We start from the raw sequence: 26825 nt of genomic DNA, 5'->3' as shown, positions 1-26825 counted from the left end.
CCGAACCGGCGCCGACGGCGGGTGGTCGGTCAGCGACGCGAGACGGGACCCCGGCGAGTTCGCCGGGGTCCCGTCCGTACGGCTCAGACCGTGGGGTTGCGCCACATCGGCCAGAAGGGGGTGCCGTCGGGCAGCCGGAACGGCTCCCGCACCTGGTAGCCGTGCCGCGCGTAGAGGTCGCGGCTGCCCTCGCTGCTGGCCTCCAGGTAGCCCGGCATGCCGTTGGCGTCCAGCCAGGCGTGGTGGTGCCGCAGCAGCGCGGTGCCGATGCCCTGTCCCTGACGGTCCGGGGCGATCGCCAGGAACGCCAGGTGGTGGTGCTCGGCGTGCGGGTGGTTCGCCTCGAACAGCTCGTCGAGGTGCTGGAACCGGGGGGTCCACTCGCCGCAGGCCGCCGCGAGCCGGGCGTCGTACTCCGGCGGCGCCGGGGCCGGCTCGCCGACCTGCGGGAACCAGACCGCCACCCCGGAGGCGTCCGCGGTGCCGTGGACCAGGCCGTGGCGCATGGCGTGGTCCACCAGGATCTCGAAGTTGTCGGCCAGCACGGCCTCCCGCTTCGCCTCGTCGGGCACCAGCCAGGCGGTCACCGCCAACGGCGTGAACGCGGTGGCGATCAGCTCGGCGACGGCCCGGGTCCGGTCCGCGCCGAGCCGCTCGATCGCACCGGTCACCGCAGCGCCTCGGCGCCGCTCCGCGGGGACGTGGGCGCGGAGAGGACACCGGCAGCGGCGCTCTCCGCGCCGAGTCCGATCCGGGCATACACGTCGGGACGGCTGCCGCGCAGCATCAGGCCCCAGAGGACGCCGAGCAGCGCGGCGACCGGGTAGACGGCCGGGATGATCCAGCGCAGCGGGTCGTCCGGCGCCACCCCGAGCAGGGTGGCGAAGTTCGCCACCGCCACCGCGACGATGGAGAGCAGCGCGACCGCCGCGACGCCCGGTGCGACGGCGCGCCGCCAGAGGGTCTCCGTCGCGCCGGTACGGGCGAAGTAGACGATCACCGCGATCGAGGTGGCGGCGATCAGCAGCAGTACGCCGAAGCCGCCCCCGGTGCCGCCCCAGAAGAAGAGCTGCACCAGCGGGTCCCAGCCGGCCAGGGCGTACAGGACGATCACCACCAGACCGAGGGCGCTCTGCGCCAGCGACGCCACCCGGGGCGAGCCGGTGCGCGGGGAGGTCTGCCCGAACGCGGCCGGCAGCACCCGCTCCCGCCCGAGCGCGAAGGCGTACCGGGCGGTGGTGTTGTGGAAGGAGATCATCGCGGCGAGCAGCGAGGTGAGGAAGAGCGCCTGGCCGATGCTGACCGCGGTGTCCCCGAGGTGCTCGCCGGCCAGGTTGAAGATGAGTCCGGTGCTCTGCTCCCGGGACGCTTCGACGATCTTGTCCGGTCCGGTCGCCACCGTCATCGTCCAGGCCGAGAAGGCGTAGAGCCCGGCGATGATGGCCACGGAGAGATAGGTGGCCATCGGCACGGTCCGCTTCGGGTCCTTGCTCTCCTCGCTGAACACCACGGCGGACTCGAACCCGGTGAACCCGGTGGTGGCGAGCACCAGAATGGCGCCGACGCCCGGCACGAACAGGTTCTCCGGCGAGAGCGTCGTGAAGCTGACCGAGTCGCCCGCGGGGTGGGTCACCTGCGCCAGGTCGAAGACGACGATGACCGCGATCTCGGCGAGCAGCAGCACCGCGAGGACCAACCCGTTGATGTCCACCCGGAGCAGCCCCAGCACGGCGACCAGCGCCCAGGCGACCAGGGCGATCACCCACCACGCCGGACTTTCGCCGACCAACTGGACCAGCACCGGCTCGGCCGCCGCGCCGACCGCGCCGTAGAGCCCGATCTGAAGGGCGTTGTACGCGATCAGCGCCACCCAGGCCGCGCCCACGCCGGCCGGGCGGCCCAGCCCGCGGGAGATGTAGGCGTAGAACGCCCCCGCGTTGGCGACCCGCCGGGCCATCGCGACGTAGCCGACCGAGAAGAGCGCGAGTACCGCCGCCACCACCAGGAAGGCCAGCGGGATGCCGGTCACGCCGGTGACCGCGTACCCGGTGGTGACCACGCCGGCCACCACCGTCAGCGGTGCGGCAGCGGAGAGGACGAAGAAGATCACCGAGGGGACGCCGAGCCGGCCACGGGCCAGGGCGTCGGAGACGTTGCTGGGTCGTTCCAGCGTCGAGGTCGGGGGCATGGGGGTGCTCCGGTTCGTCAGGGAGGGGTTGTGGGGGGCGGGATCAGGGGGCGCCGCGCAGCACGGCGGCGCCGACGGCCGCCTCGGTGTGCGAGACGAGTTCCTTCAGGGGGGCGGGCAGCGACTGGAGCAGCAGGCCGAGGCGGTGGTGGGCGCGGGGGCCGGCGCTCCAGAGCACCTCGCGGGTCAGGCCGGCGGCGGCGACCAGCCCGAGCAGGGTGGCGTCCGGCACCGACGGCGGTTCGGCCCGTTCCAGCAGGGCGGCCAGCCGGGTGGCCGGCCAGGCGACGGCGTTGAGGTCGATCGGCACGTAGTTGACGCTCGACCGCAGCAACGACCGCTTCTCCTGCCGGCGCAGCACCCCGGCCCGGGCCAACCGCTCCCCCACCGACGTGGTCGCGGACTGGGCGAGGAAGGCCAGCCAGGTGCGCAGCTCCCGGTGCTGCGACTCACCGATCAGCTGGTCCAGCACGGTGTGCGACAGCGCGTCGGCCGGTGGGCGCCGGTCCACGACGGTCAGTTGGCCGGAGGCGACGGTGATCTGACCGAAGAGGATCAACTCCCCGAGGAGGCCGCCGGCGAGGCCGAGCCCGGTCGCGGTCGGGTGGAGCTTCGCCTTGCCCCGGCTGTCGTTGTGGGCGATCAGGAAGAACTCGTCGGCGATGAGCAAACGAGCCTCCAACGCGGGTTGTCCACAAGTGATCGACGCCGGGTGACAGGATGCATGCACCGTCCCACCAATGCAACTCCCAGATTTGGTAGTTGCACTCCGTGCTCGCGCGACCTGCGGATCTTGTCGTGACAGACTCGGAGGGTGACCGCCAGTCCCACCGTTCGCCGCCGTCGTATCGCCCGGGAACTGCGCCACCTGCGCGAGCGCGCCGGCATGACGCTCGACGTGGCGGCCCGCCAGCTCGACATGTCCAAGAGCAACCTGTCCCGGATCGAGAACGCCCAGATCGGCGTCAAGCCCCGGGACGTACGGGCCGCGCTGGCGCTCTACGCGGTCACCGGCGCCGACGCCGAGGCGCTGATCGAGATCGCCCGCAGCGCCCAGCAGCGCGGCTGGTGGCAGAACTACAGCGACGTGCTGCCCGAGTGGTTCGAGTTCTACGTCGGGTTGGAGGCGGAGGCGGCGACGCTGCGCACGTACGAGGCGGAGGCGGTGCCCGGGCTGCTCCAGACCGAGGCGTACGCCCGGGAGATCTACCGGCGTACCGCCGGGGAAGAGGGCCTCGAACGCAAGGTCGCCGCCCGGCTGCGCCGCCAGGAGGTGCTGCACCGGGAGTCTCCGGTGCAGTTGTCGGTGGTCCTGAACGAGGCGGTGCTGCGGCGACCGGTGGGTGGCCCCGCCGTGATGGCCGGTCAGCTCGCCCACATGGCCCGGGCCGCTCAGTCACCCAACGTGACAATCCATGTGCTCCCGTTCAGCGCCGGCGCCCACCCGGCGATGAGCACCCCGTACGTCATCCTCAACTTCGCCGACGCGGCCGACGCGGCCGTGGTCTACCTGGACAATCTCACGATGGGACTGGCTCTGGAGGAGGCCGCGCACGTGCGCGGGTATAGCCTGGTGCACGAGGAGCTGTGCCGGATGGCACTGGATCCGGCGGACTCCGTGGCCCGCCTGGAGGCGGCTGCTCGTGACTTAGCGTGACCGCCTCGCGGCACGCCACAGGGGACGTGAGGTACCGGATGACCGCGCTCGACCTGTCCGGGACGGACTGGCGCACCAGCACCCGCAGCAGCGGCAACGGCAACTGCGTCGAGGTCGCCGTCGGCGCGGGTCGGGTCGCCGTCCGGGACAGCAAGGACCGCGGCGGGCCGGTGCTGCTCTTCCCGGCGGGGACCTGGGCCGCCTTCGTCGCCGGCGTCGACGCGGTACGCCCCGGCTGACCGCCGGGTGCCAGAGTGGGAGCCGTGCTCTCCGACGTCTCCCTCGACCTGCCGGTCCGCCCGGCGCTGCCGGCGGTGCTGGCGGCGCTGACCGGGAGCGGCAGCGCCGTCCTGGTGGCCCCGCCGGGCACCGGCAAGACCACCCTCGCTCCCCTGGCGGTGGCCGACGCGGTCGACGGCCGGGTGGTGATCGCCCAGCCTCGGCGGGTCGCCGCCCGCGCCGCGGCCCGCCGGATGGCCGCGCTCCTCGGCGAGCCGGTCGGCGGGCGCGTCGGGTACGCCGTGCGCGGCGAACGCCGCAGCGGTCCGCGGACCCGGGTCGAGGTGGTCACCACCGGCCTGCTGCTGCGCCGCCTGCACCACGACCCGGAGCTGCCCGGCGTCGGCGCGGTGCTGCTCGACGAGTGCCACGAGCGGCAGCTCGACGCCGACCTGGCGCTCGCCTTCGCGGTGGAGGCCCGGGCCACGCTCCGCCCGGACCTGTGGTTGCTGGCGATGTCCGCGACGCCGGAGGCGGACCGGTTCGCCGCGCTGCTGGCCGGCGACGGGGAGCCGGCGCCGATCGTCCGGGCCGAGGCGGCGCTGCACCCGGTCACCCGGATCTGGGCGCCGCCGCCCCGGCCGGTGGCGCCGCCGGGCGCCGGCCGGGTCGACCCCGCCCTGCTCGACCACGTCGCGGCCACCGTGCGGCGGGCGTTGCGCGAGCGCGAGGGCGACCTGTTGGTCTTCCTGCCCGGCGCGGGGGAGATCGGCGCGGTGGCGCGGCGGCTGGCCGACCTCGACCGGGAGGTCGCCCTCCTGCCGCTGCACGGACGCCTGCCCGGGGCCGCGCAGGACGCCGCGCTACGCCCCGCCGACCGGCGCCGGGTGGTGCTCGCCACCGCGGTCGCGGAGAGCAGCCTGACCGTGCCCGGGGTGCGGGTGGTGGTGGACGCCGGGCTGAGCCGGGTCGCCCGCACCGACCTGTCCCGGGGACTGGGGGCGCTGGTCACCGTCCCGGTCTCCCGCGCCGCGGCGACCCAGCGGGCCGGCCGGGCCGGCCGGGAGGCCCCCGGGTACGTCTACCGGTGCTGGTCCGAGGCCACCCACGAGCGGCTCGCCGCCCAGCCGCAGCCGGAGATCGCCACCGCCGACCTGACCGGGTTCGCGCTGGACCTGGCGGCCTGGGGCAGCCCGGACGGCGCCGGCCTGGCGCTGCCCGACCCGCCGCCGCCCGCCGCGCTGACCGTCGCCCGGGAGACGCTGGCCACCCTCGGCGCGGTGGACGCCGACGGCCGGATCACCGCCCGGGGGCGGGCGATCACGGCGGCCGGCGCGCACCCCCGGCTGGCCCGGGCGCTGCTCGACGGCGCCGAGCGGGTCGGCGCGCAGCGGGCCGCCGAGGTGGTCGCGCTGCTCGCCGAGGAGAGCCTGACCGGACGGGACCACGACCTCACCGCGGCGTGGCGACGGCTGCGCGGCAACGTCGACCCGGGCGCCACGGCACGCTGGCGCACCGAGGTACGCCGGCTGCGCGCCGCCCTGCCCGCCGACGCCGGCGGCGGCGAGCGACTCCCCGACGACCTGGCCGCCGGGCTGCTGGCCGGCCTGGCGTACCCGGAGCGGCTGGCCCGGGTGCGCCGGGCCGGCGGGACGTCGTACCTGATGGCGGGCGGGACCGCGGCGGAGCTGGCGCCCGGGTCGGCGCTGGCGGGCGTCGACTGGCTGGCGGTCGCCGTGGCGGACCGCTCCCCCGGCGCGCCGACGGCGCGGATCCGGCTCGCCGCCGCCCTGGACGAGGCGACCGCGCGGGAGGCCGGCGGGCCGCTGCTGCGCACCGAGCGCGAGGTGCGCTGGGCCGACGGGGACGTGGTGGCCCGGGAGGCGGTCCGGCTCGGCGCGATCGACCTGGTGGTCCGGCCGCTGGCCCGGCCGGCGCCGGAGCTGCTGGCGGGGGCGCTGCGCGAGGGCCTGCGCCAGGAGGGGTTGGCGCTGCTGAGCTGGTCGCCGGCGGCCCGGTCGCTGCGGGACCGGATGGCCTTCTGCCGGCACGCCCTCGGCGAGAGCTGGCCGGACGTCACGGACGAGGCGCTGCTCGCCACCGCGCCGGGCTGGCTCGGCCCGGAGCTGGGCGGCGCCCGCCGCCGCGCCGACCTGGCCCGCATCGACGTCGCCACCGCCCTGCGCCGGCTGCTGCCCTGGCCGCTGGCGGCCCGCCTGGACGAGCTGGCCCCGGAGCGGATCGAGGTGCCCAGCGGTTCGAAGATCCGCCTGGACTACGCCGACCCGGCGGCGCCGGTGCTGGCGGTGAAGCTCCAGGAGACCTTCGGTTGGCGGGACGCGCCACGGATCGCCGACGGCCGGGTGCCGGTGCTGCTGCACCTGCTCTCCCCGGCCGGTCGCCCGGTGGCGGTCACCGCCGACCTGGCGTCCTTCTGGCGCACCGGGTACGCCCAGGTACGCGGGGAGCTGCGCGGCCGCTACCCGCGTCATCCCTGGCCGGAGGACCCGACCACCGCGGCGCCCACCCGGCGGGCCGCTCCCCGGCGGCGCTGACTACTCGTCGACGACGTCGGCGATGAGCACGGTGACGTTGTCCGGGCCGCCCGCCCGCAGCGCCAGGTCGATCAGGCGCCGGGCGCACAGCTCCCGGTCGGGGGTCTCGCCGAGCACCTCGGCAAGGGTGTCCGGCCGGACGACGTTGGAGAGGCCGTCGCTGCAGAGCAGCCAGCGGTCGCCGGCCCAGGGCACCATCGTCGCGTACGACGGGGAGACCTCGTCGCCCTGGAGGGCCTGGGTCACCACGGCCCGGCGGGGGTGGCTGGCCGCCTCCTCCGGGCGGATCACGCCCTGGTCGACGAGCATCTGCACGAAGGTGTCGTCCCGGGTGACCTGCTTGAGGGTGCCCTCCCGGAACAGGTAGGCGCGGGAGTCGCCGACGTGGGCCAGGGCGAGGCAGCTACCGGTCCGGGCGAAGAGCAGGGCGGTCAGTGTGGTGCCCATGCCCTGCCGTTCCGGGTCCTCGTCGACCGCCTGCCGGATCCGTGCGGTGGCCAGCTCGATGCCGCTCTGGAGCGCGGCCACCAGGGCGTCCTCGGGGGTCTCGACGTCCAGGGGAGCGACCGCGTCGATGGCGATCCGGCTGGCCAGGTCGCCGGCCGCCATCCCGCCCATGCCGTCGGCGACGGCGACGAGCCAGGCACCGGCGTGCAGGGCGTCCTGGTTTCCGCTGCGGATCAGCCCACGGTCGCTCGTCCCGACGGAACGAAGCTTCAGGGTCATGGGTGGCAGCCTGCCAGGCGAAGGGCGCTGTTGTCTTCATGAGATCAGCACGACGGCGCGTCGCGCGGCGAATCTCACTGTCGGTAGGGCGCCGGAAGCAGATTTTCCGGGTGGCGGGTCATCGGGATGGATCGATTGACAGCGGCGTGTCGCGCTGGAAACATCGACTCACATTGGGAGCGCTCCCAATACGTCCGCTCCCCACCACCCCCGTCCGGAAGGAATCCCCCGTGATCCTGAACCGACGCCGTCGACCCCAGCTGGCGCTGCTGGCGGCGACCACCCTGGTCCTCACCGGCGCCGGCGCCGGCGTGGCCCACGCCGAGGTACCGCCGGACGCCCCCGAGCAGCTCAGCAACGGCGACTTCAGCGAGGGCGTCTCCCCCTGGTTCTCCTACGGCACGGGCGCACCGGACGCCGCCGACGGCCGGCTCTGCGCCACCGTCCCGGGCGGCCTGGCCAACCCGTGGGACGCCGGCATCGGCCAGGACGGCGTCCGGCTCACCGCGGGCGCGGAGTACCGGCTCGGCTTCGACGTCTCCGCCACACCGGGCACCGCCGTCAAGGCCGTCCTCCAGCTCGGCAGCGCCCCCTACACCACGTACGCCAGCGTCGACGCCACCGCCGGGACGCAGACCCAACGGGTCGAGCGGACCTTCACCGTGCCGGACGACAACAGCAACGCCCAACTGGTCTTCCAGGTCGGCGGGGCCCCCGCCGAGCAGCGACTCTGCCTGGACGACGTCTCCCTGCGCGGCGGCGAGGCCGCCCCGCCGTACGTGCCGGACACCGGCCCGCGGGTGCGGGTCAACCAGGTCGGCTACCTGCCCGGCGGGCCGAAGAACGCCACCGTGGTGACCGAGGCGGCCGACCCGCTGGCCTGGCAGTTGAGATCGGCCGGCGGCGCGGTGGTGGCCAGCGGCGAGAGCACGCCGCGCGGGGTGGACGCCGCCTCCGGGCAGCGGGTGCAGAGCATCGACTTCTCCTCCCACCGCACCCCCGGCACCGGGTACACCCTGGTCGCCGACGGCGAGACCAGCCACCCGTTCGACATCTCCGGCGCCCTCTACGACCGGCTGCGCGCCGACTCGCTCCAGTTCTTCTACGCCCAGCGCAGCGGCATCGCCATCGACGGCGACCTGATCGGCGCGGAGTACGCGCGCCCGGCCGGCCACCTCGGCGTGGCGCCCAACCAGGGCGACACCGAGGTGCCCTGCGTCCCCGGGACGTGCGACTACTCCCTCGACGTGCGCGGCGGCTGGTACGACGCCGGCGACCACGGCAAGTACGTGGTCAACGGCGGCATCGCCGCGTACCAGTTGTTGAGCACCTTCGAGCGGACGAAGACCGCGGAGAGCGCCGACGGCGGCGCGGCCCTCGGCGACGCCACGCTGCGGCTGCCCGAACGGGGCAACCGGGTGCCCGACGTGCTCGACGAGGCCCGGTGGGAGATCGAGTTCCTGCTCCGCATGCAGGTCCCCGCCGGCAGACCGCTCGCCGGGATGGTCCACCACAAGATCCACGACCGGGCCTGGACCGGCCTGCCGCTCGCCCCGCAGGACGACCCCCAGCCGCGCGAGCTGCACCCGCCCTCGACCGCGGCCACCCTCAACCTGGCCGCCGTCGCCGCCCAGTGCGCCCGCCTCTTCGCCCCCTACGACGCGGCGTTCGCGGCCCGCTGCGGCAGCGCCGCGAAGACCGCCTACGCGGCCGCCCGGGCCCATCCCGCGGTGTACGCCCCGGCCGGCGGCGCCGGCGGCGGCCCGTACGACGACACCGACGTCACCGACGAGTTCTACTGGGCGGCGGTCGAGCTGTACCTGACCTTCGGCGAGCAGCGCCACCGGGACGACCTGACCGCCTCGCCGCACCACACCGGCGACGTCTTCGCCCCCGGCGGCGCCTTCGGCTGGCAGGCCGTGGCCGCGCTCGGCCGGCTCGACCTGGCCACCGTGCCGAACGGCCTGCCCGCCGCCGACCGGGCCCGGGTCCGCGCCTCGGTGACCGCCGCCGCGGACGCGTACCTGGCGGCGCTGCGCGCCCAGGCGTACGGGCTGCCCTTCCCCGGTGACGCCGCCAGCTACGTCTGGGGCAGCAACAGCAACGTCGTCAACAACGCCATCGTGCTGGCCACCGCGTTCGACCTGACCCGGGACGCGAGGTACCGGGACGGGGCGGTGCAGGCGATGGACTACCTGTTCGGCCGCAACGCGCTGAACATGTCGTACGTGACCGGCTGGGGCGAGCGGCACGCCCGCAACCAGCACAGCCGGATCTTCGCCCACCAGCTCGACCCGGCGTCGCCGAACCCGCCGGCCGGATCGCTGGCCGGCGGCCCGAACGCCGCCCTCCAGGACCCGTACGCCGCGCAGCTGCTCAAGGGCTGCCGGCCGATGTTCTGCTACGTCGACGACATCAACTCGTACGCGACCAACGAGGTGGCGATCAACTGGAACTCGGCGCTGGCGTGGATGGCCTCGTTCCTCGCCGACCAGGGTGCGGCCGGGGCGGTGCCGGCGCGCGGCTGCGCCGCCACGTACGACGTCCACGGCAGCTGGCCGGGCGGCTTCAACACCCAGGTCACCGTCCGCAACACCAGCAGCTCGGCGGTGAACGGCTGGGAAGTGCGGTTCGCCTTCACCGGCGACCAGCGGGTCACCCGGTCGTGGTCGGCGCAGCTGGGCCAGTCCGGCGCCACGGTGACCGCCCGCAACCCGTCGTACGAGGCGAGGATCGCGCCGGGCGGGAGCGTGACCTTCGGCCTGATCGGGGCGGCCGGCGCGCTCGCCAACCCGTCCCCCGACCTGATCACCCTCAACGGCGCCGCCTGCACCGTGTCCTGACCGACACCCGCGCCCCGGGCGGCCACCGCCCGGGGCCCCCTGGGCACCGCCCCGGGCCCGGGCGTCCGGGTCCCGGGCGGCAGCGCAAGATCGCACTACTTCCCGGAAGTTGTGGTCTCCCCCCGCCGGGAGGCCACTACTTCCGGGAAGTTGTCGCCAGAGTCGGCGGCATCGTCGGCGGCGGCGGGCGGGCTCGTGGGAGCGGTCGCCGAGCCGGCAGTCACCGCCGGGGCATGCCGCCGTGCGGGCTGTTGAGGATCACCGGCACCGACCCCTCGGCCAGGTACCAGTGGTCCGGGTGGTACTCGACGTGCAGGTGACCACCGTCGTCGAGGTCGGCCACGTCGCGCACGATCTCCGCCAGCCTCGCGAGCTTCGCCGGGCCGCCGGTGATCCGGAGCCGCCCGGCGTCCACCTCGATCAGCACGGCTCGCCCCGGCACGGTCGTCACCTCCACCCCGGCCAACGCCACGTCCCCGGCGACGCACGGTGCCGACGGGTCGGCCGGGCACCCCCCTGCGCCGGCGGCGACGACCGAGGCGAGCAGCTCGTACTCCACCCTGGAGGCGGAGAGGTCGACCTCCCCGGACACCGGGTCGTGAAGGATCTCCATCTGCCCCCCATGGCGCGTACGGGTCACGATCGCACAGGCGACGACCGTACGGCAGCGGGGTCAGACCGGGCGGCGCAGGGCGACCCGGTCGGCGGGGTCCAGCCCCATCGCCGCCTCGGCCGCCAGCACCTGCGCCAGGGCCGGGCCGACCTGCGCCGGGGACAGCGGCACGAACCCGCAGCGGGCGTAGTAGGGCGCGTTCCACGGCACGCCGCGAAAGGTGGTCAGCGTCAACGCCGGTACTCCCCGCTCAGCGGCCCAGTCCGCGACGTGGTCGAGCAGCCGCCGGCCGACGCCCCGACGGGCGTGGTCGGGGTGCACGCTGACCTGTTGGACGTGGGCGCAGCCGTCGACGAGACCCACCGCGGCGAAGGCGATCGGACGGTCGGCGGCGTCCACCGCCACCCAGACCCGTCCGGCCCGCTGGCAGTCCGTCAGCACGTCGAGGCCCAACGGTGGGGCGTCGGCGATGGCGGCCATGCCGACCTCCCGGAAGGGCGCCCCGGAGGCCACCTCGATCCGTTGCAGGTCACCGAGTTCGTCCGCCGTCGCCGTCCTGATCCGCTCCATGGTCCCGGAGCCAACCACCCGGCGCGGGCCGCCGCCCACTGGTTTTCGCCGGCTTCCCCGGCTCCGGGACCGCCGTGACGTCGGCGGGGCCGGGGCCGGACACCGGGTGGGGCGCCCGCGCCTTGTTGCGGGAGGGACGGACGCCCCGGTGTGCGGGTGAGGCTCAGGCGGGCAGGCCACCCACCTGGGTGTTGATCCAGGAGCGGATCGAGGGCAGGTCACCGTAGATGGACGGGCCGGTGGCGCAGGTGGAGTTGTTGTTGCCGGCCCGGCTGGTGGCGCCGATGAGGTGCCACACCCCGTTGATCTGGCGCACCTGCGGGCCGCCGGAGTCGCCGTAGCAGGCGCCCGAGTTGCCGTTGGTGTTGTTGGTGCAGATCTCGTACGTCGCGTTGATGCCGGAGCACCGGGTGTCCGAGACGATCGAGGTGTCGAGTTCGTGCGCGACCGTGGGCGCCGGGCCGCAGCCCCGCCGCGGGCAGGTCTGCCCCCAGCCGATGATCCGGGTCGCCGTGCCCACGGCGCCCGAGGCGGTGGGGATCGGCGCGGGGGCGTGACCGACCGAGCTGGCCAGTTGCAGCAGCTTGACGTCGATGGTGGGGTGGCTGACCGCCCTGGTCACCCGGACCACCGTCCCGCCGCTGGTGCGGTCGTTGCTGCCCACCCGCACCGAGGTCGGGGTGGAGCAGTGCCGGGCGGTGACCGCCCAGTTCGCCTTGATCAGGGTGCCGGTGCAGCCGGAGACGTAGACCATCCACGGGTAGTTCTCCGTGGCCGGTCGGCCGCCGACCACCGTCGGGCCGACGTCGTCGCCGGTCCAGGTGTGGCTGGTACCGGCGGCGGACGCGGCGAGGCTGCCGCCGAAGAGCGAGTTGACCCGGGACGCCTCGGCCGCGCTCGGGTAGGCGTTGCGGCAGGAGACCGGCGCGCTGCTGCCGGACATCAGGTCCGAGCAGAGCCCGGTGCGCCGGTCCGGCAGGCCGAGGATGTGGCCCAGTTCGTGGCTGGCGATGCGGGTCCGGTCGTACCCCTGGTTGACGGCCTGCCGTCCCATCCAGATCCGGCCGGAGCCCAGCCCGGTCACCTGCGCCCGGGGCCAGCCGTCGTCGACGTAGATGGTGACGTTGCCGGGGGTACGGGGCGCCAGCCGGACGTTGCTGACCGAGTTGTTCCAGATGGTGGCCGCCTGGTCGAAGTTGGTGCGGAACTCCCCGGCCCGGCTGGCGTCGTAGTAGACGGTCCGCGCGGCGGCCGAGACGGCCGTGCCCGAACCGGCCACCACGCCCGCCGCGGCCAGCACCAGCACGACCAGGATTCCGGCCGTACGCGAGAGCTGTCGTCGTAGGGTCATCCACCCTCCCTCATCGAAGTTCATAGATGTTAAACATATCGACCTTCATCAGTCGAATATCGGATTCGTCATACGGCGGACCGATCGACGTGACGCGGCTCGCGCCGGACGGGGCCACCGCGCCGCGCGACCGGGCCGGGACCCCCGGATGGATCGGGCCGGCCGTCCTCTTCGGCGCCGTCGGGCCGCTCGTGCCCCCGCCGGCCCGCCGGGCCGCCGCCACCGCGGACCACTCGACCGCACCGGCCGGCGGCGGACGACGCGCGCCGCTGTAGCAGCATGTCGGCCATGACCGGTCCGCAGACCCTCACCATCCGGCCCGGCGGCCCGGCCGACGCCGCCGCCGTGCTCCGGCTGCTCGACACCGCCACCGCCTGGCTGGTCGCCCAGGGCCGCACCGGGCAGTGGGGCACCGAGCCGGCCTCGAGCGATCCGCGGCGGATCGCCCAGGCAGACCGCTGGGCGGCCGGCGGCGGACTCCATCTGGCCCTGCTCGGCGACGTCGCGGTGGGCGCGCTGGTGGTCGGCACGGCGACCGAGCACGTCCCCGCGCCCACCGAGCCGGAGCTGTACGTCAACCTGCTGGTCACCGACCGGGCGCACGCCGGTCGGGGGATCGGGGCGCGGCTGCTGGAGCACGCGGCGCGGCTGGCCCGCGAACGCGGCCTGGGCCTGCTGCGGGTGGACTGCTACGCCGGCGGCGACGGGGCGCTGGTCCGCTTCTACGAGAGCTGCGGCTTCACCGCCACCGACCCGTTCACGGCGCCGCGCCCCGGCCGTGAGCCGTGGCCCGGCCAGGTGCTCGCCCGCCGGCTGCCCTGAGCCCGGCGGTCAGCCGATTCCCCGGCTCAGCCGATCTCCTCGTCGACGAAGCACCAGCGCCAGGTCTCCCCCGGCTGGATGGAGCGCATCACCGGATGCCCCGTCGACTCGAAGTGCCTCGTCGCGTGCTGGTACGGCGAGGAGTCGCAGCAGCCGACGTGCCCGCAGGTCAGGCAGGCGCGCAGGTGCACCCAGTCGTCGTCGCCGATGGCGACGCAGTCCGGGCACTCCCGCGTGGTCAGCGGCTCGGCGTCGCCCGCCTCACTCAGGTGCTGGCAACTCACTCGTCGGCCTCCCGTCGCAACAACGACTCCTCCAGGTCCAGGTCACGATAGGCCCGCACCAGCACTTCCTCGGGGATCCGGCCGGCGTCCCGCGCCGCCCGGAACACCTCCCGCTCGGCGTCGATCATTTCCTGCCGCAGCCGACCGTACGCCTGGGAGGGGGTTTCCCGCGCGGCGCCGCCCAACCGTTCCCAGGCGAGGTTGGTGCGGTTCTCCAACACCTGGCGGGCCCGCTCGACGACCGTGGCGGGGACGGTGTCGGCCAGCGCGTCGAGCCGCTCCCGCGCCGCCCTGCTGGCCTGCTGCTGCACGGCCGCGGCGGTGAGGGCGTCCTGCACCGGGTCGTCGGCCGGCAGCTTCAGCCGGCGGGCCACCGCCGGCAGGGTGGCACCCTGCACCACCAGGGTCGCCACGATCACCGCGAACGCCAGCCAGATGAAGAGGGCCCGCGGGTAGGTCCGGTCCCCGGCGAGGGTCAGCGGCAGGGCCAGCGCGGCGGCGAGGGTGACCACCCCGCGCATCCCGGCCCAGCCGATGACGAGCGGGACCTGCACCGGCGGGGCGGGGTCCCGGCGCCGGACCCGGGGCACCAGCCGGGCCAGGTAGGTGGCGGGGAAGAGCCAGACGAAGCGGGTCAGGAAGACCGCCAGCAGCACCGCCGCGGTGATCCCGACCAGCCGGCCGAGCGGCTCGTCCAGGTCGCGCAGCACCTCGGGCAGTTGGAGGCCGACCAGCAGGAAGACCAGCCCCTCCAGCAGGAACCGGGCCAGCCGCCAGAACGCGCCGACCTGGAGCCGGGAGGCGGCCGACATCAGCAGCGGCATCCGGTGGCCGATGCCCAGGCCGGTCACCACCACCGCGACCACCCCGGATGCGTGGATCTCCTCGGCGGCGAAGACCACCGCGAACGGCACGATCAGCGACAACGCGTTGTCCAGCAGCGGATCCCTGGTCCGCTGGTGCAGGAAACCGAAGACGAGCACGCCGAGCAGCCCGACCAGTACCCCACCGCCGGTGGCGACGACCACCTCCCCGGCGACGTACCCGAAGCCGACGGTGCCGCCGGCCGCGCCCGCCGCGGCGATCGCCACCCGCAGCAGCACCAGCGCCGTCGCGTCGTTGACCAGGCTCTCCCCCTCCAGGATGGTCACGATCCGGCGGGGCAGCCCGACCTTGCGGGCCACCGCGGTGGCGGCGACCGCGTCGGGCGGCGCCACCACCGCGCCGAGCGCCAGGCAGATCGCGTACGGCACGTCGGGCATGAGCAGGTGCACGACCGTGCCCACCACGAAGGCGGTGAAGAGCACCAGCCCCACCGCGAGCAGCAGGATCGGCCGCAGGTTGAGCCGGAACGCCGGCACCGAGGTCTCCAGGGCCGCCACGTAGAGCAGTGGCGGCAGGATGCCCACCAGCACCAGGTTCGGGTCCAGCCGCACGTCGGGGAAGAAGGGCAGGTAGGACAGCCCGAGGCCGAGCACCACCAGCAGGATCGGCGCGAGCAGACCGAGACGCCGGGCCAGCGCCGCGCCGAAGGTGGCGATGGCGAGGAAGACCACCACCTCGAACAGGGTCTCCATGGGATCCGAGCCTAGGCCCCCCGGCCGCCCGGCGAGATCACTCCGCCGGGCGCAGTTTCGGCAGGACCTCCGCGCCGAACGCGTCGAGGAAGGCCCGCTGCTCCTGCCCGACGTGGTGCAGGGCGATCTGGTCGAAGCCCAGCTCGACGTACTCCTCGAGCCAGCCGACGTGCCGGCCCAGGTCGGCGGAGACGTTGACGACCCCGGTCACCTTCGCCAGCGGCACGTCCTCGGAGACCACGTCGAAGTGCTCGGCGGTCTCCAGGTCCCAGCAGATCGGCGGGGCGAAGACGTTGCTGCGCCACTGGTCGTACGCGACCGCCTCGGCCTCGGCCTGCTCGGGCGCCCAACTGACGTGCACCTGGAGGTGCAGCGGTCCGCGACCGCCGGCGTCCCGGTACGCGTCGATCATCTGCCGCAGGTGGTCCGCCGGGGCGTTGACGGTGATCAGGCCGTCGGCCCACTCGGCGCACCAGCGCGCGGTGGCCACGCTGACCGCCGCGCCGACCAGCGCCGGGGGCTCCTCGGGCCGGGTCCACAACCGGGCCCGGTCCACCCGGACCAGACCGTCGTGGCTGACCTCCTCGCCGGCCAGCAGGGCCCGGATGACGTCGACGCACTCGCGCAGCCGGGCGCTGCGGAGGTCCTTGCGCGGCCACCCGTCCCCGGTGATGTGCTCGTTGCTCGCCTCGCCGGTGCCGAGCGCCGCCCAGAACCGGCCCGGGTACATGGCGCCGAGGGTGCCGATGGCCTGCGCGATGATCGCCGGGTGGTAGCGCTGCCCGGGCGCGTTGACCACGCCGAAGGGCAGGTTGGTGGCCTGGAGGGCGGCGCCGAGCCAGGACCAGGCGAAGCCGGACTGCCCCTGCCGGGCGCTCCACGGCGAGAAGTGGTCCGAGCACATGGCGGCGCCGAAGCCGACCCGCTCGGCGTGGACCACCGCCTCCAGCAGCTTGCGGGGATGGATCTGCTCGTGGGAGGCGTGAAAGCCGAACACCGTCATGGGCACGACTCCTACCCATGACGGCCCGGATGTAAGCAGGGCCCCCGCGCCATGCCGGCGGTCAGGCAGGGGCCCCGGCGACGCGGCGGGCTACTCAGCGTGCGCCCCGGCGCCGGCCGAGGCGGCGCCCTGACCCACCCAGACGGTCTTGATGTTGCAGAACTCGCGCATGCCCAGCGCGGAGAGCTCGCGGCCGTAGCCGGAGTTCTTCACCCCGCCGAAGGGCAGCTCCGGGTGGGACGTGGTCATCCCGTTGATGAAGACGCTGCCGGCGTCCAGGTCGGCGGCGAAGCGCTCCTGCTCCTGCGGGTCCCGGGTCCAGGCGTTGGAGCCGAGGCCGAAGGTGGTGCCGTTGGCCACCTCGATGGCCTCGGCGTACGACGAGACCCGGTAGAGCCCGGCGACCGGTCCGAACACCTCCTCGGCCCACATCCGCATCTCCGGCGTCAGGTCGGTGACCACGGTCGGCGGATAGAACCAGCCGTCGCCCTCCGGCAGCTCGCCGCCGCAGAGCACGGTGGCGCCCTTGTCCACCGCGTCGCGCACCTGGGCGTGCACCTCCGCGCGGCCACGCTCGCTGGCCAGGGGCCCGACGTCGGTGCCGGAGTCCATCGGGTCACCGACCCGCAGCGCCGCCATGTTCGCCGCGAACTTCCCGGCGAACTCGTCGAAGACGTCGGTGTGCACGATGAACCGCTTCGCGGCGATGCAGGACTGGCCGTTGTTCTGGCACCGGGCGGTGGTGGCGACCTCGGCGGCCCGGTCCAGGTCCGCGGAGGGCATCACCACGAACGGGTCGCTGCCCCCGAGCTCCAGCACGGTCTTCTTCAACTCCCGGCCGGCGATCTGGCCGATGGAGCGGCCCGCCGGCTCGCTGCCGGTCAGGGTGGCCGCGCGGACCCGCGGGTCGCTGAGGATCCGGTCCACGGCCTCGGAACCGACCAGCAGGGTGGTGAACGCGCCCTCCGGGAAGCCGGCCCGGCGGAACAGGTCCGCGAGGTAGAGGGCGGTCTGGGGCACGTTGGAGGCGTGCTTGAGCAGGCCGGTGTTGCCGGCCGCCAGCGCCGGCGCGGCGAACCGCATCACCTGCCAGAGCGGGAAGTTCCACGGCATCACCGCGAGCACCGGGCCGATCGGCTGGTAGCGGACGAACGCCCGGGTGGCCTTGACCGCGCCGGCGTCGGCGGGTTCGTCGGCGAGCATCCGCTCGGCGTTGGTGGCGTAGAAGCGGCAGGCGGTGGCGCTCTTGCCGACCTCGGCCTGCGCCGCGGCGTACGTCTTGCCCATCTCGGTGGTCATCAGCCGGGCGGTCTCGTCGCGCTCGGCGTCGAGCAGGTCGGCCGCGGCGGTGAGCCAGCCCGCCCGCTGGGCGACCGTGGTGTCGTGCAGTTGGCGGAACGCCAGGTGGGCCCGCCCGATCGCCGCGTCGACCTGCTCGTCCGACATCGGGTCGTACGACTTGAGCACCTGTCCGGTGGCGGGGTTGGTGGTGGCGATGGACATCTCGTACTCCTGTCACTCGAAGAGTGAGTGCCGCACGCCGGGTTCCTCACGACGGCGGGCGGCGCGGCGCCGCTGGATGACGACCAGGTCGATGACGGCGACCACGGCGAGGAGCGCGCAGGCGACGCCCAGCAGCACCAGGTCGTCGCGGAACGCCAGGATCGCGAAGACGGTCATGGTGACCAGCCCGAACAGGGCCAGCGCGAGCCGGAGGTTCAACGCGCTGTACGCGTGTCCCACCGTGCCACGGGCACGCCGGGGCTGCGATCTCGTCATTCTCTCGGGCTACCCCCCAGACACCCCCGCTAACCGACGGCCGGCCCGGGCGGCCGCCGCCCCCCGTCCCGAAGCCCGCAGGGCCGGTCCGGTGATCCCGACCACCCAGCGGGTACGCCACGGATTCGACCCCCGGTGGGTTGCGTTACACCGGTGCGTCACGACCGGGCCGACACCGGTCGCGGCGGGGAGGATGAGGACATGACCACCACCCACGCGGTACCGGTGACCGTCGCCATCGCCCGGCGGGCCGACCCGTCCCGGGCCAGCGAGATGGTCGCCTGGATGCGGGCCGGCACGGCGCTGGCCGAGGCGTTCCCCGGCTTCCTCGGCGCCGGGTGGGTGCAGAGCGCGCCCGGTTCCCCGGAGTGGCACATGCTCTACCGGTTCGCCGACGCCGAGACGCTGCGCCGGTGGGAGGAGTCCCCGCAGCGGCACTGGTGGTTGACCTCGGCGCAGGGCATCGTCGAGCACACCCGCGTCGAGCGGCGCACCGGCATCGAGGGCTGGTTCGACCCACCGGTCGACCAGGTCGTCGAGTTGGCCGCGCCGGCCGGCGAACCGGCCGTGCCCGGGTCCCCGCCCCGGTGGAAGCAGGCGGTGACGATCTGGCTGGCGTTCTTCCCGTTGAGCCTCACCGCCACCCTGCTCACCGCCCGGTTCATCGGCGGGGTGCCGCTGGCGGCGCGCACGCTGATCATCACGCTGGTGCTGACGCCGCTGATGACGTACCTGGTGCTGCCCCGGATCACCCGCGCGTTGCACTGGTGGCTGCACGGGCAGCGGGCGCCGTGGCGGCTGTTCCGCTGAGCCCGCCTAGCAGATCCGTGTTTCTCGATGTCAGCTCCGCCGGAAAGCCGACACGAACCGCTCCGGACACCCCACCGCGCGCGTAAGGTTACCGCGCTGTCGCTCTGCGCCGCCGGACCGGGGGAAGACATGCCTCGACGCTGGGTCGCCGCCGTCGCCTGCCTGGCCGCCCTGGCCGCCCTGGCCTGCGAGCAGGGCGACGGGCCCGCACCCCGCCCGTCGGGCGGCCAGACCCCGCCCGGCCTGCCCGACACCATGGCCGCCCTCGGCGACTCGATCACCACCGGCTTCGGCTCCTGCCTGGTGCTGACCTCGTGCGCGCGCAACTCCTGGTCCACCGGGGACGGCATCCGGGTGGACAGCCACTACCGCCGGCTGCTCGACCGGGGCGCGGCGCTGCGCGGCCGGGGCCACAACCACGCCGCGCCGGGCGCCCGCGCGGCCGCGCTCGCCGGGCAGGCCCGGGCCGCGGTCCGCGACCGGGCCGACTACGTCACGATCCTGATCGGCGCGAACGACGCCTGCCGCGAGGACGTCGACCGGATGACCCCGGTGGCGACGTTCCGCGGCCAGGTCGACCGCGCGCTGCGGGTGCTGCGGGAGGGGCGGCCGGCGGCGCGGGTGCTCGTGGTCAGCGTGCCGGACCTGTACCGGCTCTGGGAGGTGGGCCACACCGACTCCCGGGCCGTCCGGGCCTGGCGGGCCGGGATCTGCCCCGCGCTGCTGGCCGCCCCCACCTCCACCGCGCCGGCGGACCGGGCCCGGCGCGCCGCGTTCCGGCAGCGGGTGCGGGCCTACAACGCCGAACTCGTGGCGGCCTGCCGGGCGTACGGGTCGCGGTGCCGGCACGACGGCGGGGCGGTGCACCGGGCGCGCTTCACGCTGGACGACCTGAACCGGCTGGACTGGTTCCATCCGAACGTCGCCGGGCAGAACCGGATCGCCGACGCCACCTTCTCCGCCGCCGGCTGGAAGCTCTGAACCACCGCCCGGACGCGCTTCCGCCGCGCCCGGCGACCGGACGCGGCGGAAGGGAGTGGCGGGTGGGGTCAGGCGCCGCGCTGCTGCGGGAGACCACCCCGGTTGGCGCGGTACAGCGCCCGGGCCCGTTCGGCGAGGTCCTTGGTGGCCGACGAGTTGGCCCAGGTGCCGAGGACGATCGCCGCGCCCGGCACGACCTTGGCGACCATCCGTTTCGCCGCGCGGACCCCGGCCATCTGGGCCAGCCGTACGCCCAACCGGAGCATCACCCGGCCGAGGGGCTGCTGCGCGCCGTGGCCGAAGAGCGCGCCGGCGCGTTCCCGACCGGCGGCCACCCCGAGGGCGAGCCGGGCGGTCTCGGTGACCTTGTGCACCTTCTGCAGCACCAGCAGGTCGGTGGCCCGGTCCGGGTGCACGGGGTCGACCCCGTACGCGGCGGCGACGTGCAGCACCAGGCGCGCCTGGGTCCAGGCCAGCACGCCCACGTCGATCACCGCACCGGGCAGCCCGGCCGCGCCGGAGACCGCCCCGGAGAGGCGGGCCCGGTTGACGAACCGGCGTACCGCCTGTTCGGCGAGGTCCTCGGCGGAGAGGTCGGGCCGCTCGGCGCGGGCCCGGACGACCCACTGGGCCGCCTCCGGCCCGAGCCGGCGGACGGCCTCCAGGGCGAGATGCTCCGGGGCGTACTGCGGGTCGTCCCGCATCCGGTCCCAGAGCGTGGCCGGCGGCGCCTCGGGGGCGTCCGCGCCCCCGGCCGGTGGGGCCGAGGGCGGAGCGGTCGGGGTGGCCTGCGGCGTGGGGACGGTCGGTTCGTCGTCGACGGGGGCGGCGTCGGTCACGGGGGCTCCCGCTGGGGTCGTGGGACGGGGGTTCAGCGGCGACGGCCGGAGAGCCGGTCGGCCACCTGCTTGAGCTTGGTCTTGTTCTCGGGCTTGGCCAGCTCGCGCCGACCCCGGTCGACCAGTTGCTGGCCCTTCGGGGACCGCAGGAACGCGCTGATCCGTTGCATCAGTGCCGACATGTCTTCCTCCGTGGAGTTGTCCTGCCTCATGTGTACCCCGGAACGACAAGCGGCAAGCCGACATCACGGACTATCACGCCAGGATGGCCTCGACCACCTCGGTGGCCGCCCACTCGTGCTGGGCGTAGGCGTCGGGGAAGGCGGAGACCTGGACGGCCTGGGCGGCTACGGAGAGCGGCAGGTCCTGCCAGCCCGGGATCTCCAGCAGCACGGAGAGGAACGCCCGGGTGGCGTACGCCGGGTCCATCAGCTCCCGCACCTCGCCCCACCCGCTGCTGGGACGCTGCTGGAACAGTCCGACGGAGTCGTGGTCCCAGCCGATGGCCTGGTGCGGGTACCGCTGCGACTCCGGGAGCACCCCGCTGGCGTAGTTGTAGAGGCGACTCTCCTGCATCGCGGTGGCCACCGCGATGACCAGCGCCCGCCGGGGCGCGCCCATCCGGCGACCGGCCTTGACGATCGCCACGGCGTTGTCCATCTGTGCCCGGTCGAGCCCGGCGACCGGGGCGATCCGCTTCGGCCGGGGCTTCGGGCGGGGCCGGGGCTTCGCCTTCCTGGTGGCGGACGGCCGGGGGGAGTCGGCGGTGGGGCCGCCGCGGGTGGGGGACGCGGTGCCCGGGGTGCGGTCGTGGCTGCGGGAGGCGGCGGCCTCCTCGGCCCGCTCGGCGAGCGCCGGCTGGGCGCCCACGGGTTCGAGCCGGTCGGCGGGGAGAGCCTGGACGCCGGCGAAGGCGGCCACGCCGAGGCAGCAGGCCACGCCGGTGGCGAGCGCCACCCGGACCCGGGAGGGGCCACCGGACCGGGCGTTAACGAGGGCGCCGAGGCGGGTACGGAGGGAGGGGGTCGCCGCGGTGTCACGGAGCACGCCGACCTGATCGGACGAGGGGGTGTCGTCCGAACGGCCAGTCGTGTCCTCTGGGGGGTACTGGTCGTCGAGGGTGTCGTGGTCACGCATCCGACGAGGCTAAGCAGGCGAAACGGCCTTCACCCGGTGCCGTGGTGTGGCCCTGCCCACACTTCGCGCCCCGGAACGGGACGTCGTCGGCCGGGCGCGGGTGCCCCCGGACAGAGGTGCCGGGTCGGGCAATCCGGGCAGACGCCACGGCGCCGGCGGCGGCGGGGACGAACCACTCCCGATCATGACGTCGCACATCATGATCCGTAATATCCACCGTTCGGCTGACACAATGGGGTACGGAAATCCAGTCCGCTGACGGATGATCAGCGAATTGCCGCCTTCGTCGGTCTTCACCCACCCCGCCGTGACGAATCTCCCCCTGCTGGAATGGATTACGCGGGCGGGTACGTTCCCCGAACCGGGTGCCGTGTCGCGGACGGGCGCCCGCACGCGCGTTCTTCTCAGGAGGTCCCCACCGGTGCTCGACCCACACGAGCTCTACCAGCTCACCGACGACCTGCCCGACCTCGGTCAGCCGGTGCTGATCCAGGCGCTGACCGGCTTCGTCGACGCCGGCAGCGCCAGCCGCCTGGCCCGGGAGCAGCTGCTCACCTCGCTGGAGTCCCGTCCGATCGCCACCTTCGACGTGGACCAGCTCTTCGACTACCGGTCCCGGCGTCCGGTGATGACCTTCGTCGAGGACCACTGGGAGCACTACGACGCACCCGAACTGGAGCTGCACCTCCTGCACGACGACGACGAGACCCCCTTCCTGCTGCTCACCGGCCCCGAGCCGGACCTGCAGTGGGAGCGGTTCGTGGCGGCGGTCGCCGGGCTGGCCGCCCGACTCGACGTCCGACTCACCGTCGGGCTGAACTCCATCCCGATGGCGGTGCCGCACACCCGCGCCACCGGCGTCACCGCGCACGCCACCCGGCGCGAGCTGATCGCCGGCTACGAGCCGTGGCTGCAGCGGGTGCAGGTCCCCGCAAGCGTCGGCCACCTGCTGGAGTACCGGCTGGGCGAGCTGGGCCGGGACGCGATCGGCTTCGCCGCCCACGTGCCGCACTACGTCGCGCAGACCGAGTACCCGGCCGCCGCCGAGGTGCTGCTCTCCTCGATCTCCCGCAGCACCGGGCTGCTGCTGCCCAGCGACGCCCTGCGCACCGCCGCCGAGGTGGTCCGGGTCGAGATCGACCGCCAGGTCGCGCAGACCGACGAGGCCGCGACCCTGGTCCGTGCCCTGGAGGAGCAGTACGACGCGTTCGCCCGTGGACGCGGCGAGAAGAACCTGCTCGCCGCCGAGAGCGGCCCGCTGCCCACCGCCGACGAGCTCGGCGCCGAGCTGGAACGCTTCCTCGCCGAGCAGACCCGCCCGGGCGACACCCCGGGCAGCTGACGCGGCGCACCGGGGCGGGATGCGGCAGGCTGGAGACATGCGCCTGGCCACCTGGAACGTGAACTCCGTCAAGGCCCGCCTGCCCCGGCTGCTCGACTGGCTGGCCACCACCGCCCCGGACGTGGTCTGCCTCCAGGAGACCAAGTGCCCCGACGGCGCCTTCCCCACCGAGGTTGGCGAGCTGGGCTACGAGGTGGCCAGCCACAGCGACGGCCGGTGGAACGGGGTGGCGATCCTGTCCCGGGTCGGGCTGGCCGACGTGACCGTCGGCTTCCCCGACGAACCGGGCTTCCCCGACCCCGAGGCGCGGGCCATCGCCGCCAGCTGCGCCGGGGTCCGGGTCTGGTCGGTGTACGTCCCGAACGGCCGCGCCCCGGACGACCCGCACTACGCGTACAAGCTGGCCTGGTTCGCGGCGCTGCGGGACGCCCTCGAACCGGAGCTGGCCGGCGGCGGGCCGGTGGCCGTCTGCGGTGACTTCAACGTCGCCCCGACCGACGCCGACGTCTGGGACCCGGCGCTCTTCGCCACCTCCACCCACGTCACGCCGGCCGAGCGGGCGGCCCTGGCGGCGCTGCGCGACCTCGGGCTCAGCGACGTGGTGCCGACCCCGATGAAGGGCCCGCACCCCTACACCTACTGGGACTACCGGGCCGGGATGTTCCACCAGAACAAGGGCATGCGGATCGACCTGGTGTACGCCTCCGCGCCGTTCGCCCGCGCGGTCCGCTCGGCGTACGTGGACCGGGAGGCCCGCAAGGGCAAGGGGCCCTCCGATCACGCCCCGATCGTGGTCGACGCCGACCTGGTCCCGGCCGTCGAGTCGTTCTGACCCGACCCGCGCCGCAGGGAGGCACTCGCCCCGCCCGGCGCCCGCCCGGTCGTTAGGGTGGAGCCATGGCAGTCGTGAAGATCAACGCGATCGACGTCCCGCCCGGCGCCGGCGAGGAACTGGAGAAGCGGTTCGCCGCCCGGGCCGGCGCGGTGGAGAACTCCCCCGGCTTCCTCGGCTTCGAACTGCTCCGCCCGGTCGCCGGCGAGAACCGCTACTTCGTGTACACCCGCTGGGAGACCGAGGAGGCGTACCAGGCCTGGGCCGCCGGGCCGTCCCGGGCCGCGCACGCCGGCGCCGAGGGCGGCGAGCAGCGCCGGCCGGTCGCCTCCGGCGCGACGCTCTTGGAGTTCGAGGTGGTGCAGCAGGTGACCGGCAAGGGCTGACCCACGCCCGGCCCACCGCACCGCCCGCCCAGCGGCCCGCGGTCAGGGCTCGCGGATCTCGGCGAGCGTGGCGAAGGCGATGACGTTGTCGGCGTAGCCGGTCCGGCCGCCCACCCACTCGCCGCCGCAGGTGATCAACCGCAGGGCGGGGGTGCCCTCGTCGCCGTAGACCCGGTCGGCGGGCAGGTTCGACTTGTCGAAGTGCTCCACCGACTCGACGGTGAAGACGACCACCTTCCGGTCGTCGCGGGTCACCTCGATCCGGTCGCCCGCCTTGAGCCGGTGCAGGTCGTGGAAGACCGACGGGCCGCTCTTGGAGTCGACGTGCCCGACGATCACCGCCCGGCCGGGCTCCCCCGGGGTGGGGCCGCGGTCGTACCAGCCGGTCTCGTGGTGCCGGCTCAACGGCGGGACGTCGATCGACCCGTCCGGCGCCTGGCCCACCGGGTTGACCGCGGCGGACACCTCGATCGTCGGCACCGCCAGGCGCACCGGCCGGCTGGCCGACAGGCCCGCCCGCTGCTCCGCCGCCCGCTGGGAGTGCGCCGGACCCGCCGCCCAGTCCAACGGCCCGACGGTACGACCCAGTCCCGCGCCGGTGGCGAAGACGCCGACCAGCACCAGCAGCACCGCCAGCGGCACCGACCACGGACTGCGCGCCGGGGCCCGGTCACGCCGGGCGACCGGGGCGGAGGCGGGTGAGGTGGCCATGGTCAGCGTCGGGCGACGCCACGGGGACGGCGGGCCGCGATGATGCCGACGATCGCCCCGGCGATGGTCAACGCCAGCCCACCGGGGACCAGCAGGCCACCCGGGCCCAGCCCGGCGCCACCGCCGAACCCGGTCTGCGGGCCGGGGCTCGGGCGCATCCGCTCCACCACCTGGAGCATGGTGGCGGCGGTCGCGCCGTCCGGGCACTCCAGCTTGACCCGGTAGTTGCCGGGCCGGGTCCGCTCCCGGACCATCGCCGACGAGGTCAGCTCCCCGCGCTGCGGCTGCACCTGCACCCGGCCGAAGGCGTCGGAGACGACGATCGCCGGTACGGCGTTGTTCCGGCAACTGGCCCGCAGGCCGACCAGGAAGCCGGGCTGCACCATGCTGGGGCGCACCTCGACGAAGACGACGCCGGGGGGCGGCTGCGGATTGCCGTTCTGATCCGGAAAGCTCTGGCCGTCGTCGGACGGGGTGGGAGCCGCCACGGCCAGGGCCGGAGCCGCCACCGGCGGCGCCCCGGCGCGGGCCACGCCCACCCCGAGGAGCACCGGACCGAGGGCACCGACCGCGACCGCCACGGCGGCCCGCTGGAGCGAGACCGACATCCTGCCCCCTTCCGGCGCCCACCGGCAGCGCCGCGGCGGAGCCGCCGGCCTGCCGTACGGGATGAATCGTCTCACCTCCGGGCGTACATCACATCCGATACGCCGGAACCGTCGCGTACGCTCGGGTCGCTGTGACCTCCACCGACCTGAACCCCGCCGTCCCGGTGGCCGCGCCGGCCGTCGGGATCCGCACCTTCCATCCCCGCCGTGGCCGGATGAGCGGCCGCCAGACCGACGCGCTGGAGCGGCTCTGGCCCACGTACGGCATCGACATCGCCGCCCTCGACGGGCCGGTCGATCCGGCCGCGCCGTTCGGACGCGGCGCCCCGGTGGTGCTGGAGATCGGCTCCGGGATGGGTGACGCCACGGCCGCGATGGCCGCCGCCGACCCGGATCGAGATTATCTGGCGGTCGAGGTGCACACCCCGGGAATCGCCAACCTGCTCGACCTGGTGCAGCGGCACGGGCTGCGCAACGTCCGGGTGGCGCAGGGCGACGCGTTGGACCTGGTCCGGGCGATGCCGGAGGGCTGCCTCGACGCGGTGCACGTCTTCTTCCCCGACCCGTGGCCCAAGTCCCGGCACCACAAGCGGCGGCTGATCCAGCCGGGCCACGTGGCGCTGCTGCGCTCCCGGCTGACCGACGGCGGGACGCTGCACTGCGCCACCGACTGGGCCGAGTACGCCGAGGCGATGCGGGAGACCCTGGCGGCCGACCCGGAGCTCGCCAACGCGTACGACGGTTACGCCCCCCGCCCGGCGCACCGGCCGGTGACGAAGTTCGAACGGCGCGCGCTCACCGCCGGCCGCCCGGTCTTCGACCTGATCCACCGGCGGGTCGCCCCCGCCGCCGCGACCGCCCGGGGCTGAGCCGCGGGCGTACCCCGCGGGGTGCCCGGCGAAGGGCACGGACCGGGACGCGCGGGACGGCGCGCGCGCCCGGCGGGCGCCGCGGCCGACCCGGTTGGCGCGACCGACCATGATCCGGGCACC

29 protein-coding genes are annotated in these 26825 nt (G+C 74.7%); 12 read left to right on the top strand and 17 right to left on the bottom strand.

Annotated features, from left to right (window positions below):
• Positions 1–83: 83 nt before the first annotated feature.
• The 3 genes from AC5L3Z_RS25545 to AC5L3Z_RS25535 are packed head-to-tail and all read right to left on the bottom strand — an operon-like array spanning position 84 to position 2858.
• A complete protein-coding gene (locus tag AC5L3Z_RS25545) occupies positions 84–671 on the bottom strand; it encodes a GNAT family N-acetyltransferase (protein ID WP_494845591.1) in 588 nt (195 codons plus the stop codon).
• Entirely contained in the window at positions 668–2188 is a 1521-nt protein-coding gene (locus tag AC5L3Z_RS25540) for an APC family permease (protein WP_494845590.1), read from the bottom strand. Before AC5L3Z_RS25540 ends, AC5L3Z_RS25545 begins: the two co-directional genes overlap by 4 nt.
• Before the next feature lie 43 nt (positions 2189–2231).
• Positions 2232–2858, bottom strand: a complete 627-nt coding sequence (locus AC5L3Z_RS25535; protein ID WP_494845647.1) for a GOLPH3/VPS74 family protein — start codon at positions 2856–2858, stop codon at positions 2232–2234.
• A gap of 144 nt (positions 2859–3002) precedes the next feature.
• On the opposite strand from AC5L3Z_RS25535, the gene AC5L3Z_RS25530 reads away from it, so the two are divergent.
• From AC5L3Z_RS25530 to hrpB, 3 genes are read left to right on the top strand one after another with little or no spacing between them, the layout of a single operon-like run.
• Positions 3003–3845: a helix-turn-helix domain-containing protein gene (locus tag AC5L3Z_RS25530; RefSeq protein ID WP_494845587.1), complete on the top strand. Its 843-nt coding sequence runs from the start codon at positions 3003–3005 to the stop codon at positions 3843–3845.
• Positions 3846–3883: 38 nt separating this feature from the next.
• Positions 3884–4084, top strand: coding sequence for a DUF397 domain-containing protein (locus AC5L3Z_RS25525; RefSeq protein ID WP_494845586.1), 201 nt, complete (start codon positions 3884–3886; stop codon positions 4082–4084).
• Between the two features lie 24 nt (positions 4085–4108).
• Positions 4109–6619, top strand: a complete 2511-nt coding sequence (hrpB, locus tag AC5L3Z_RS25520) for an ATP-dependent helicase HrpB (protein WP_494845585.1) — start codon at positions 4109–4111, stop codon at positions 6617–6619.
• Here the strand turns inward: hrpB and AC5L3Z_RS25515 are convergent, their stop codons facing one another.
• Positions 6620–7345 carry a PP2C family protein-serine/threonine phosphatase gene (locus AC5L3Z_RS25515; RefSeq protein ID WP_494845584.1) on the bottom strand — a complete coding sequence of 242 codons (726 nt, stop codon included), beginning with the start codon at positions 7343–7345 and terminating at the stop codon, positions 6620–6622. It abuts the gene before it with no gap.
• Between the two features lie 230 nt (positions 7346–7575).
• On the opposite strand from AC5L3Z_RS25515, the gene AC5L3Z_RS25510 reads away from it, so the two are divergent.
• Positions 7576–10188, top strand: a complete 2613-nt coding sequence (locus AC5L3Z_RS25510; RefSeq protein ID WP_494845582.1) for a glycoside hydrolase family 9 protein — start codon at positions 7576–7578, stop codon at positions 10186–10188.
• Between the two features lie 220 nt (positions 10189–10408).
• On the opposite strand, the gene AC5L3Z_RS25505 is transcribed toward AC5L3Z_RS25510, so the two are convergent.
• The 3 genes from AC5L3Z_RS25505 to AC5L3Z_RS25495 form a co-directional block, all read right to left on the bottom strand.
• Positions 10409–10801 (bottom strand): Imm32 family immunity protein, encoded by a 393-nt coding sequence (locus tag AC5L3Z_RS25505; RefSeq protein WP_494845581.1) that lies wholly within the window; start codon positions 10799–10801, stop codon positions 10409–10411.
• Between the two features lie 60 nt (positions 10802–10861).
• Positions 10862–11371 (bottom strand): GNAT family N-acetyltransferase, encoded by a 510-nt coding sequence (locus tag AC5L3Z_RS25500; protein WP_494845579.1) that lies wholly within the window; start codon positions 11369–11371, stop codon positions 10862–10864.
• A 163-nt stretch (positions 11372–11534) separates the two neighbouring features.
• On the bottom strand, positions 11535–12722 hold the full coding sequence (locus tag AC5L3Z_RS25495; RefSeq protein ID WP_494845577.1) for a snapalysin family zinc-dependent metalloprotease: 1188 nt from the start codon (positions 12720–12722) through the stop codon (positions 11535–11537).
• 89 nt (positions 12723–12811) lie between these two features.
• Between AC5L3Z_RS25495 and AC5L3Z_RS25490 the strand changes: the two genes are divergently transcribed.
• Together AC5L3Z_RS25490 and AC5L3Z_RS25485 are read left to right on the top strand one after the other, a co-directional pair.
• Positions 12812–12997: a hypothetical protein gene (locus AC5L3Z_RS25490; protein WP_494845576.1), complete on the top strand. Its 186-nt coding sequence runs from the start codon at positions 12812–12814 to the stop codon at positions 12995–12997.
• 13 nt (positions 12998–13010) lie between these two features.
• Positions 13011–13544 carry a GNAT family N-acetyltransferase gene (locus AC5L3Z_RS25485; protein WP_494845575.1) on the top strand — a complete coding sequence of 178 codons (534 nt, stop codon included), beginning with the start codon at positions 13011–13013 and terminating at the stop codon, positions 13542–13544.
• A gap of 26 nt (positions 13545–13570) precedes the next feature.
• Here AC5L3Z_RS25485 and AC5L3Z_RS25480 read toward each other — a convergent pair whose 3' ends face one another.
• The 5 genes from AC5L3Z_RS25480 to AC5L3Z_RS25460 all read right to left on the bottom strand — a co-directional run bounded on the left by AC5L3Z_RS25480 (position 13571) and on the right by AC5L3Z_RS25460 (position 18187).
• On the bottom strand, positions 13571–13828 hold the full coding sequence (locus AC5L3Z_RS25480; RefSeq protein ID WP_494845573.1) for a UBP-type zinc finger domain-containing protein: 258 nt from the start codon (positions 13826–13828) through the stop codon (positions 13571–13573).
• Positions 13825–15405, bottom strand: coding sequence for a Na+/H+ antiporter (locus AC5L3Z_RS25475; protein WP_494845571.1), 1581 nt, complete (start codon positions 15403–15405; stop codon positions 13825–13827). Before AC5L3Z_RS25475 ends, AC5L3Z_RS25480 begins: the two co-directional genes overlap by 4 nt.
• A 37-nt stretch (positions 15406–15442) precedes the next feature.
• A complete protein-coding gene (locus tag AC5L3Z_RS25470; protein ID WP_494845570.1) occupies positions 15443–16408 on the bottom strand; it encodes a TIGR03885 family FMN-dependent LLM class oxidoreductase in 966 nt (321 codons plus the stop codon).
• Between the two features lie 90 nt (positions 16409–16498).
• The gene (locus AC5L3Z_RS25465) at positions 16499–17911 is read right to left on the bottom strand and encodes an NADP-dependent succinic semialdehyde dehydrogenase (protein ID WP_494845568.1); all 1413 of its coding nucleotides are present in this window, start codon (positions 17909–17911) and stop codon (positions 16499–16501) included.
• Positions 17912–17923: 12 nt separating this feature from the next.
• Positions 17924–18187 (bottom strand): DUF6343 family protein, encoded by a 264-nt coding sequence (locus AC5L3Z_RS25460; protein ID WP_334528303.1) that lies wholly within the window; start codon positions 18185–18187, stop codon positions 17924–17926.
• Between the two features lie 201 nt (positions 18188–18388).
• Here AC5L3Z_RS25460 and AC5L3Z_RS25455 point away from each other — a divergent pair, with 201 nt between their 5' ends.
• Entirely contained in the window at positions 18389–18997 is a 609-nt protein-coding gene (locus AC5L3Z_RS25455; RefSeq protein ID WP_494845566.1) for an antibiotic biosynthesis monooxygenase, read from the top strand.
• A 129-nt stretch (positions 18998–19126) separates the two neighbouring features.
• Positions 19127–19978: a GDSL-type esterase/lipase family protein gene (locus AC5L3Z_RS25450; RefSeq protein WP_494845565.1), complete on the top strand. Its 852-nt coding sequence runs from the start codon at positions 19127–19129 to the stop codon at positions 19976–19978.
• 68 nt (positions 19979–20046) lie between these two features.
• Here AC5L3Z_RS25450 and AC5L3Z_RS25445 read toward each other — a convergent pair whose 3' ends face one another.
• The 3 genes from AC5L3Z_RS25445 to AC5L3Z_RS25435 all read right to left on the bottom strand — a co-directional run bounded on the left by AC5L3Z_RS25445 (position 20047) and on the right by AC5L3Z_RS25435 (position 21954).
• Entirely contained in the window at positions 20047–20817 is a 771-nt protein-coding gene (locus tag AC5L3Z_RS25445; protein WP_494845563.1) for an EcsC family protein, read from the bottom strand.
• A 32-nt stretch (positions 20818–20849) separates the two neighbouring features.
• Positions 20850–20999 carry a hypothetical protein gene (locus AC5L3Z_RS25440; RefSeq protein WP_494845562.1) on the bottom strand — a complete coding sequence of 50 codons (150 nt, stop codon included), beginning with the start codon at positions 20997–20999 and terminating at the stop codon, positions 20850–20852.
• Between the two features lie 73 nt (positions 21000–21072).
• The gene (locus AC5L3Z_RS25435; RefSeq protein ID WP_494845560.1) at positions 21073–21954 is read right to left on the bottom strand and encodes a peptidase M23; all 882 of its coding nucleotides are present in this window, start codon (positions 21952–21954) and stop codon (positions 21073–21075) included.
• Between the two features lie 421 nt (positions 21955–22375).
• Between AC5L3Z_RS25435 and AC5L3Z_RS25430 the strand changes: the two genes are divergently transcribed.
• The 3 genes from AC5L3Z_RS25430 (at position 22376) to AC5L3Z_RS25420 (ending at position 24514) form a co-directional block, all read left to right on the top strand.
• Complete coding sequence (locus tag AC5L3Z_RS25430) at positions 22376–23296, top strand: proteasome assembly chaperone family protein (protein ID WP_494845558.1); 921 nt, start codon at positions 22376–22378, stop codon at positions 23294–23296.
• Positions 23297–23333: 37 nt separating this feature from the next.
• A complete protein-coding gene (locus AC5L3Z_RS25425; RefSeq protein WP_334528323.1) occupies positions 23334–24128 on the top strand; it encodes an exodeoxyribonuclease III in 795 nt (264 codons plus the stop codon).
• Between the two features lie 65 nt (positions 24129–24193).
• On the top strand, positions 24194–24514 hold the full coding sequence (locus AC5L3Z_RS25420) for an antibiotic biosynthesis monooxygenase family protein (protein WP_494845557.1): 321 nt from the start codon (positions 24194–24196) through the stop codon (positions 24512–24514).
• Positions 24515–24556: 42 nt separating this feature from the next.
• On the opposite strand, the gene AC5L3Z_RS25415 is transcribed toward AC5L3Z_RS25420, so the two are convergent.
• Positions 24557–25225 (bottom strand): class F sortase, encoded by a 669-nt coding sequence (locus tag AC5L3Z_RS25415; protein ID WP_494845556.1) that lies wholly within the window; start codon positions 25223–25225, stop codon positions 24557–24559.
• 2 nt (positions 25226–25227) lie between these two features.
• Complete coding sequence (locus tag AC5L3Z_RS25410) at positions 25228–25833, bottom strand: hypothetical protein (protein WP_494845554.1); 606 nt, start codon at positions 25831–25833, stop codon at positions 25228–25230.
• A 131-nt stretch (positions 25834–25964) separates the two neighbouring features.
• Here AC5L3Z_RS25410 and trmB point away from each other — a divergent pair, with 131 nt between their 5' ends.
• Positions 25965–26702, top strand: a complete 738-nt coding sequence (trmB, locus tag AC5L3Z_RS25405; RefSeq protein ID WP_442933348.1) for a tRNA (guanosine(46)-N7)-methyltransferase TrmB — start codon at positions 25965–25967, stop codon at positions 26700–26702.
• The last annotated feature ends 123 nt before the right edge of the window (positions 26703–26825 follow it).

The organism is Micromonospora sp. LZ37 (assembly GCF_059359015.1).
The sequence above is the reverse complement of the archived record's forward strand: the minus strand, read 5'-3'. Positions and strand labels throughout refer to the sequence as shown.

What these genes read in the sequence shown, in the direction of transcription:
- AC5L3Z_RS25540 (WP_494845590.1), bottom strand. Translation starts at nt 2,188, where the DNA reads ATGCCCCCGACCTCGACGCTGGAACGACCCAGCAACGTCTCCGACGCC.
- AC5L3Z_RS25525 (WP_494845586.1), top strand. Translation starts at nt 3,884, where the DNA reads ATGACCGCGCTCGACCTGTCCGGGACGGACTGGCGCACCAGCACCCGC.
- AC5L3Z_RS25515 (WP_494845584.1), bottom strand. Translation starts at nt 7,345, where the DNA reads ATGACCCTGAAGCTTCGTTCCGTCGGGACGAGCGACCGTGGGCTGATC.
- AC5L3Z_RS25505 (WP_494845581.1), bottom strand. Translation starts at nt 10,801, where the DNA reads ATGGAGATCCTTCACGACCCGGTGTCCGGGGAGGTCGACCTCTCCGCC.
- AC5L3Z_RS25500 (WP_494845579.1), bottom strand. Translation starts at nt 11,371, where the DNA reads ATGGAGCGGATCAGGACGGCGACGGCGGACGAACTCGGTGACCTGCAA.
- AC5L3Z_RS25495 (WP_494845577.1), bottom strand. Translation starts at nt 12,722, where the DNA reads ATGACCCTACGACGACAGCTCTCGCGTACGGCCGGAATCCTGGTCGTG.
- AC5L3Z_RS25485 (WP_494845575.1), top strand. Translation starts at nt 13,011, where the DNA reads ATGACCGGTCCGCAGACCCTCACCATCCGGCCCGGCGGCCCGGCCGAC.
- AC5L3Z_RS25475 (WP_494845571.1), bottom strand. Translation starts at nt 15,405, where the DNA reads ATGGAGACCCTGTTCGAGGTGGTGGTCTTCCTCGCCATCGCCACCTTC.
- AC5L3Z_RS25470 (WP_494845570.1), bottom strand. Translation starts at nt 16,408, where the DNA reads ATGACGGTGTTCGGCTTTCACGCCTCCCACGAGCAGATCCATCCCCGC.
- AC5L3Z_RS25465 (WP_494845568.1), bottom strand. Translation starts at nt 17,911, where the DNA reads ATGTCCATCGCCACCACCAACCCCGCCACCGGACAGGTGCTCAAGTCG.
- AC5L3Z_RS25460 (WP_334528303.1), bottom strand. Translation starts at nt 18,187, where the DNA reads ATGACGAGATCGCAGCCCCGGCGTGCCCGTGGCACGGTGGGACACGCG.
- AC5L3Z_RS25455 (WP_494845566.1), top strand. Translation starts at nt 18,389, where the DNA reads ATGACCACCACCCACGCGGTACCGGTGACCGTCGCCATCGCCCGGCGG.
- AC5L3Z_RS25450 (WP_494845565.1), top strand. Translation starts at nt 19,127, where the DNA reads ATGCCTCGACGCTGGGTCGCCGCCGTCGCCTGCCTGGCCGCCCTGGCC.
- AC5L3Z_RS25440 (WP_494845562.1), bottom strand. Translation starts at nt 20,999, where the DNA reads ATGTCGGCACTGATGCAACGGATCAGCGCGTTCCTGCGGTCCCCGAAG.
- AC5L3Z_RS25435 (WP_494845560.1), bottom strand. Translation starts at nt 21,954, where the DNA reads ATGCGTGACCACGACACCCTCGACGACCAGTACCCCCCAGAGGACACG.
- AC5L3Z_RS25425 (WP_334528323.1), top strand. Translation starts at nt 23,334, where the DNA reads ATGCGCCTGGCCACCTGGAACGTGAACTCCGTCAAGGCCCGCCTGCCC.
- AC5L3Z_RS25420 (WP_494845557.1), top strand. Translation starts at nt 24,194, where the DNA reads ATGGCAGTCGTGAAGATCAACGCGATCGACGTCCCGCCCGGCGCCGGC.
- AC5L3Z_RS25415 (WP_494845556.1), bottom strand. Translation starts at nt 25,225, where the DNA reads ATGGCCACCTCACCCGCCTCCGCCCCGGTCGCCCGGCGTGACCGGGCC.
- AC5L3Z_RS25410 (WP_494845554.1), bottom strand. Translation starts at nt 25,833, where the DNA reads ATGTCGGTCTCGCTCCAGCGGGCCGCCGTGGCGGTCGCGGTCGGTGCC.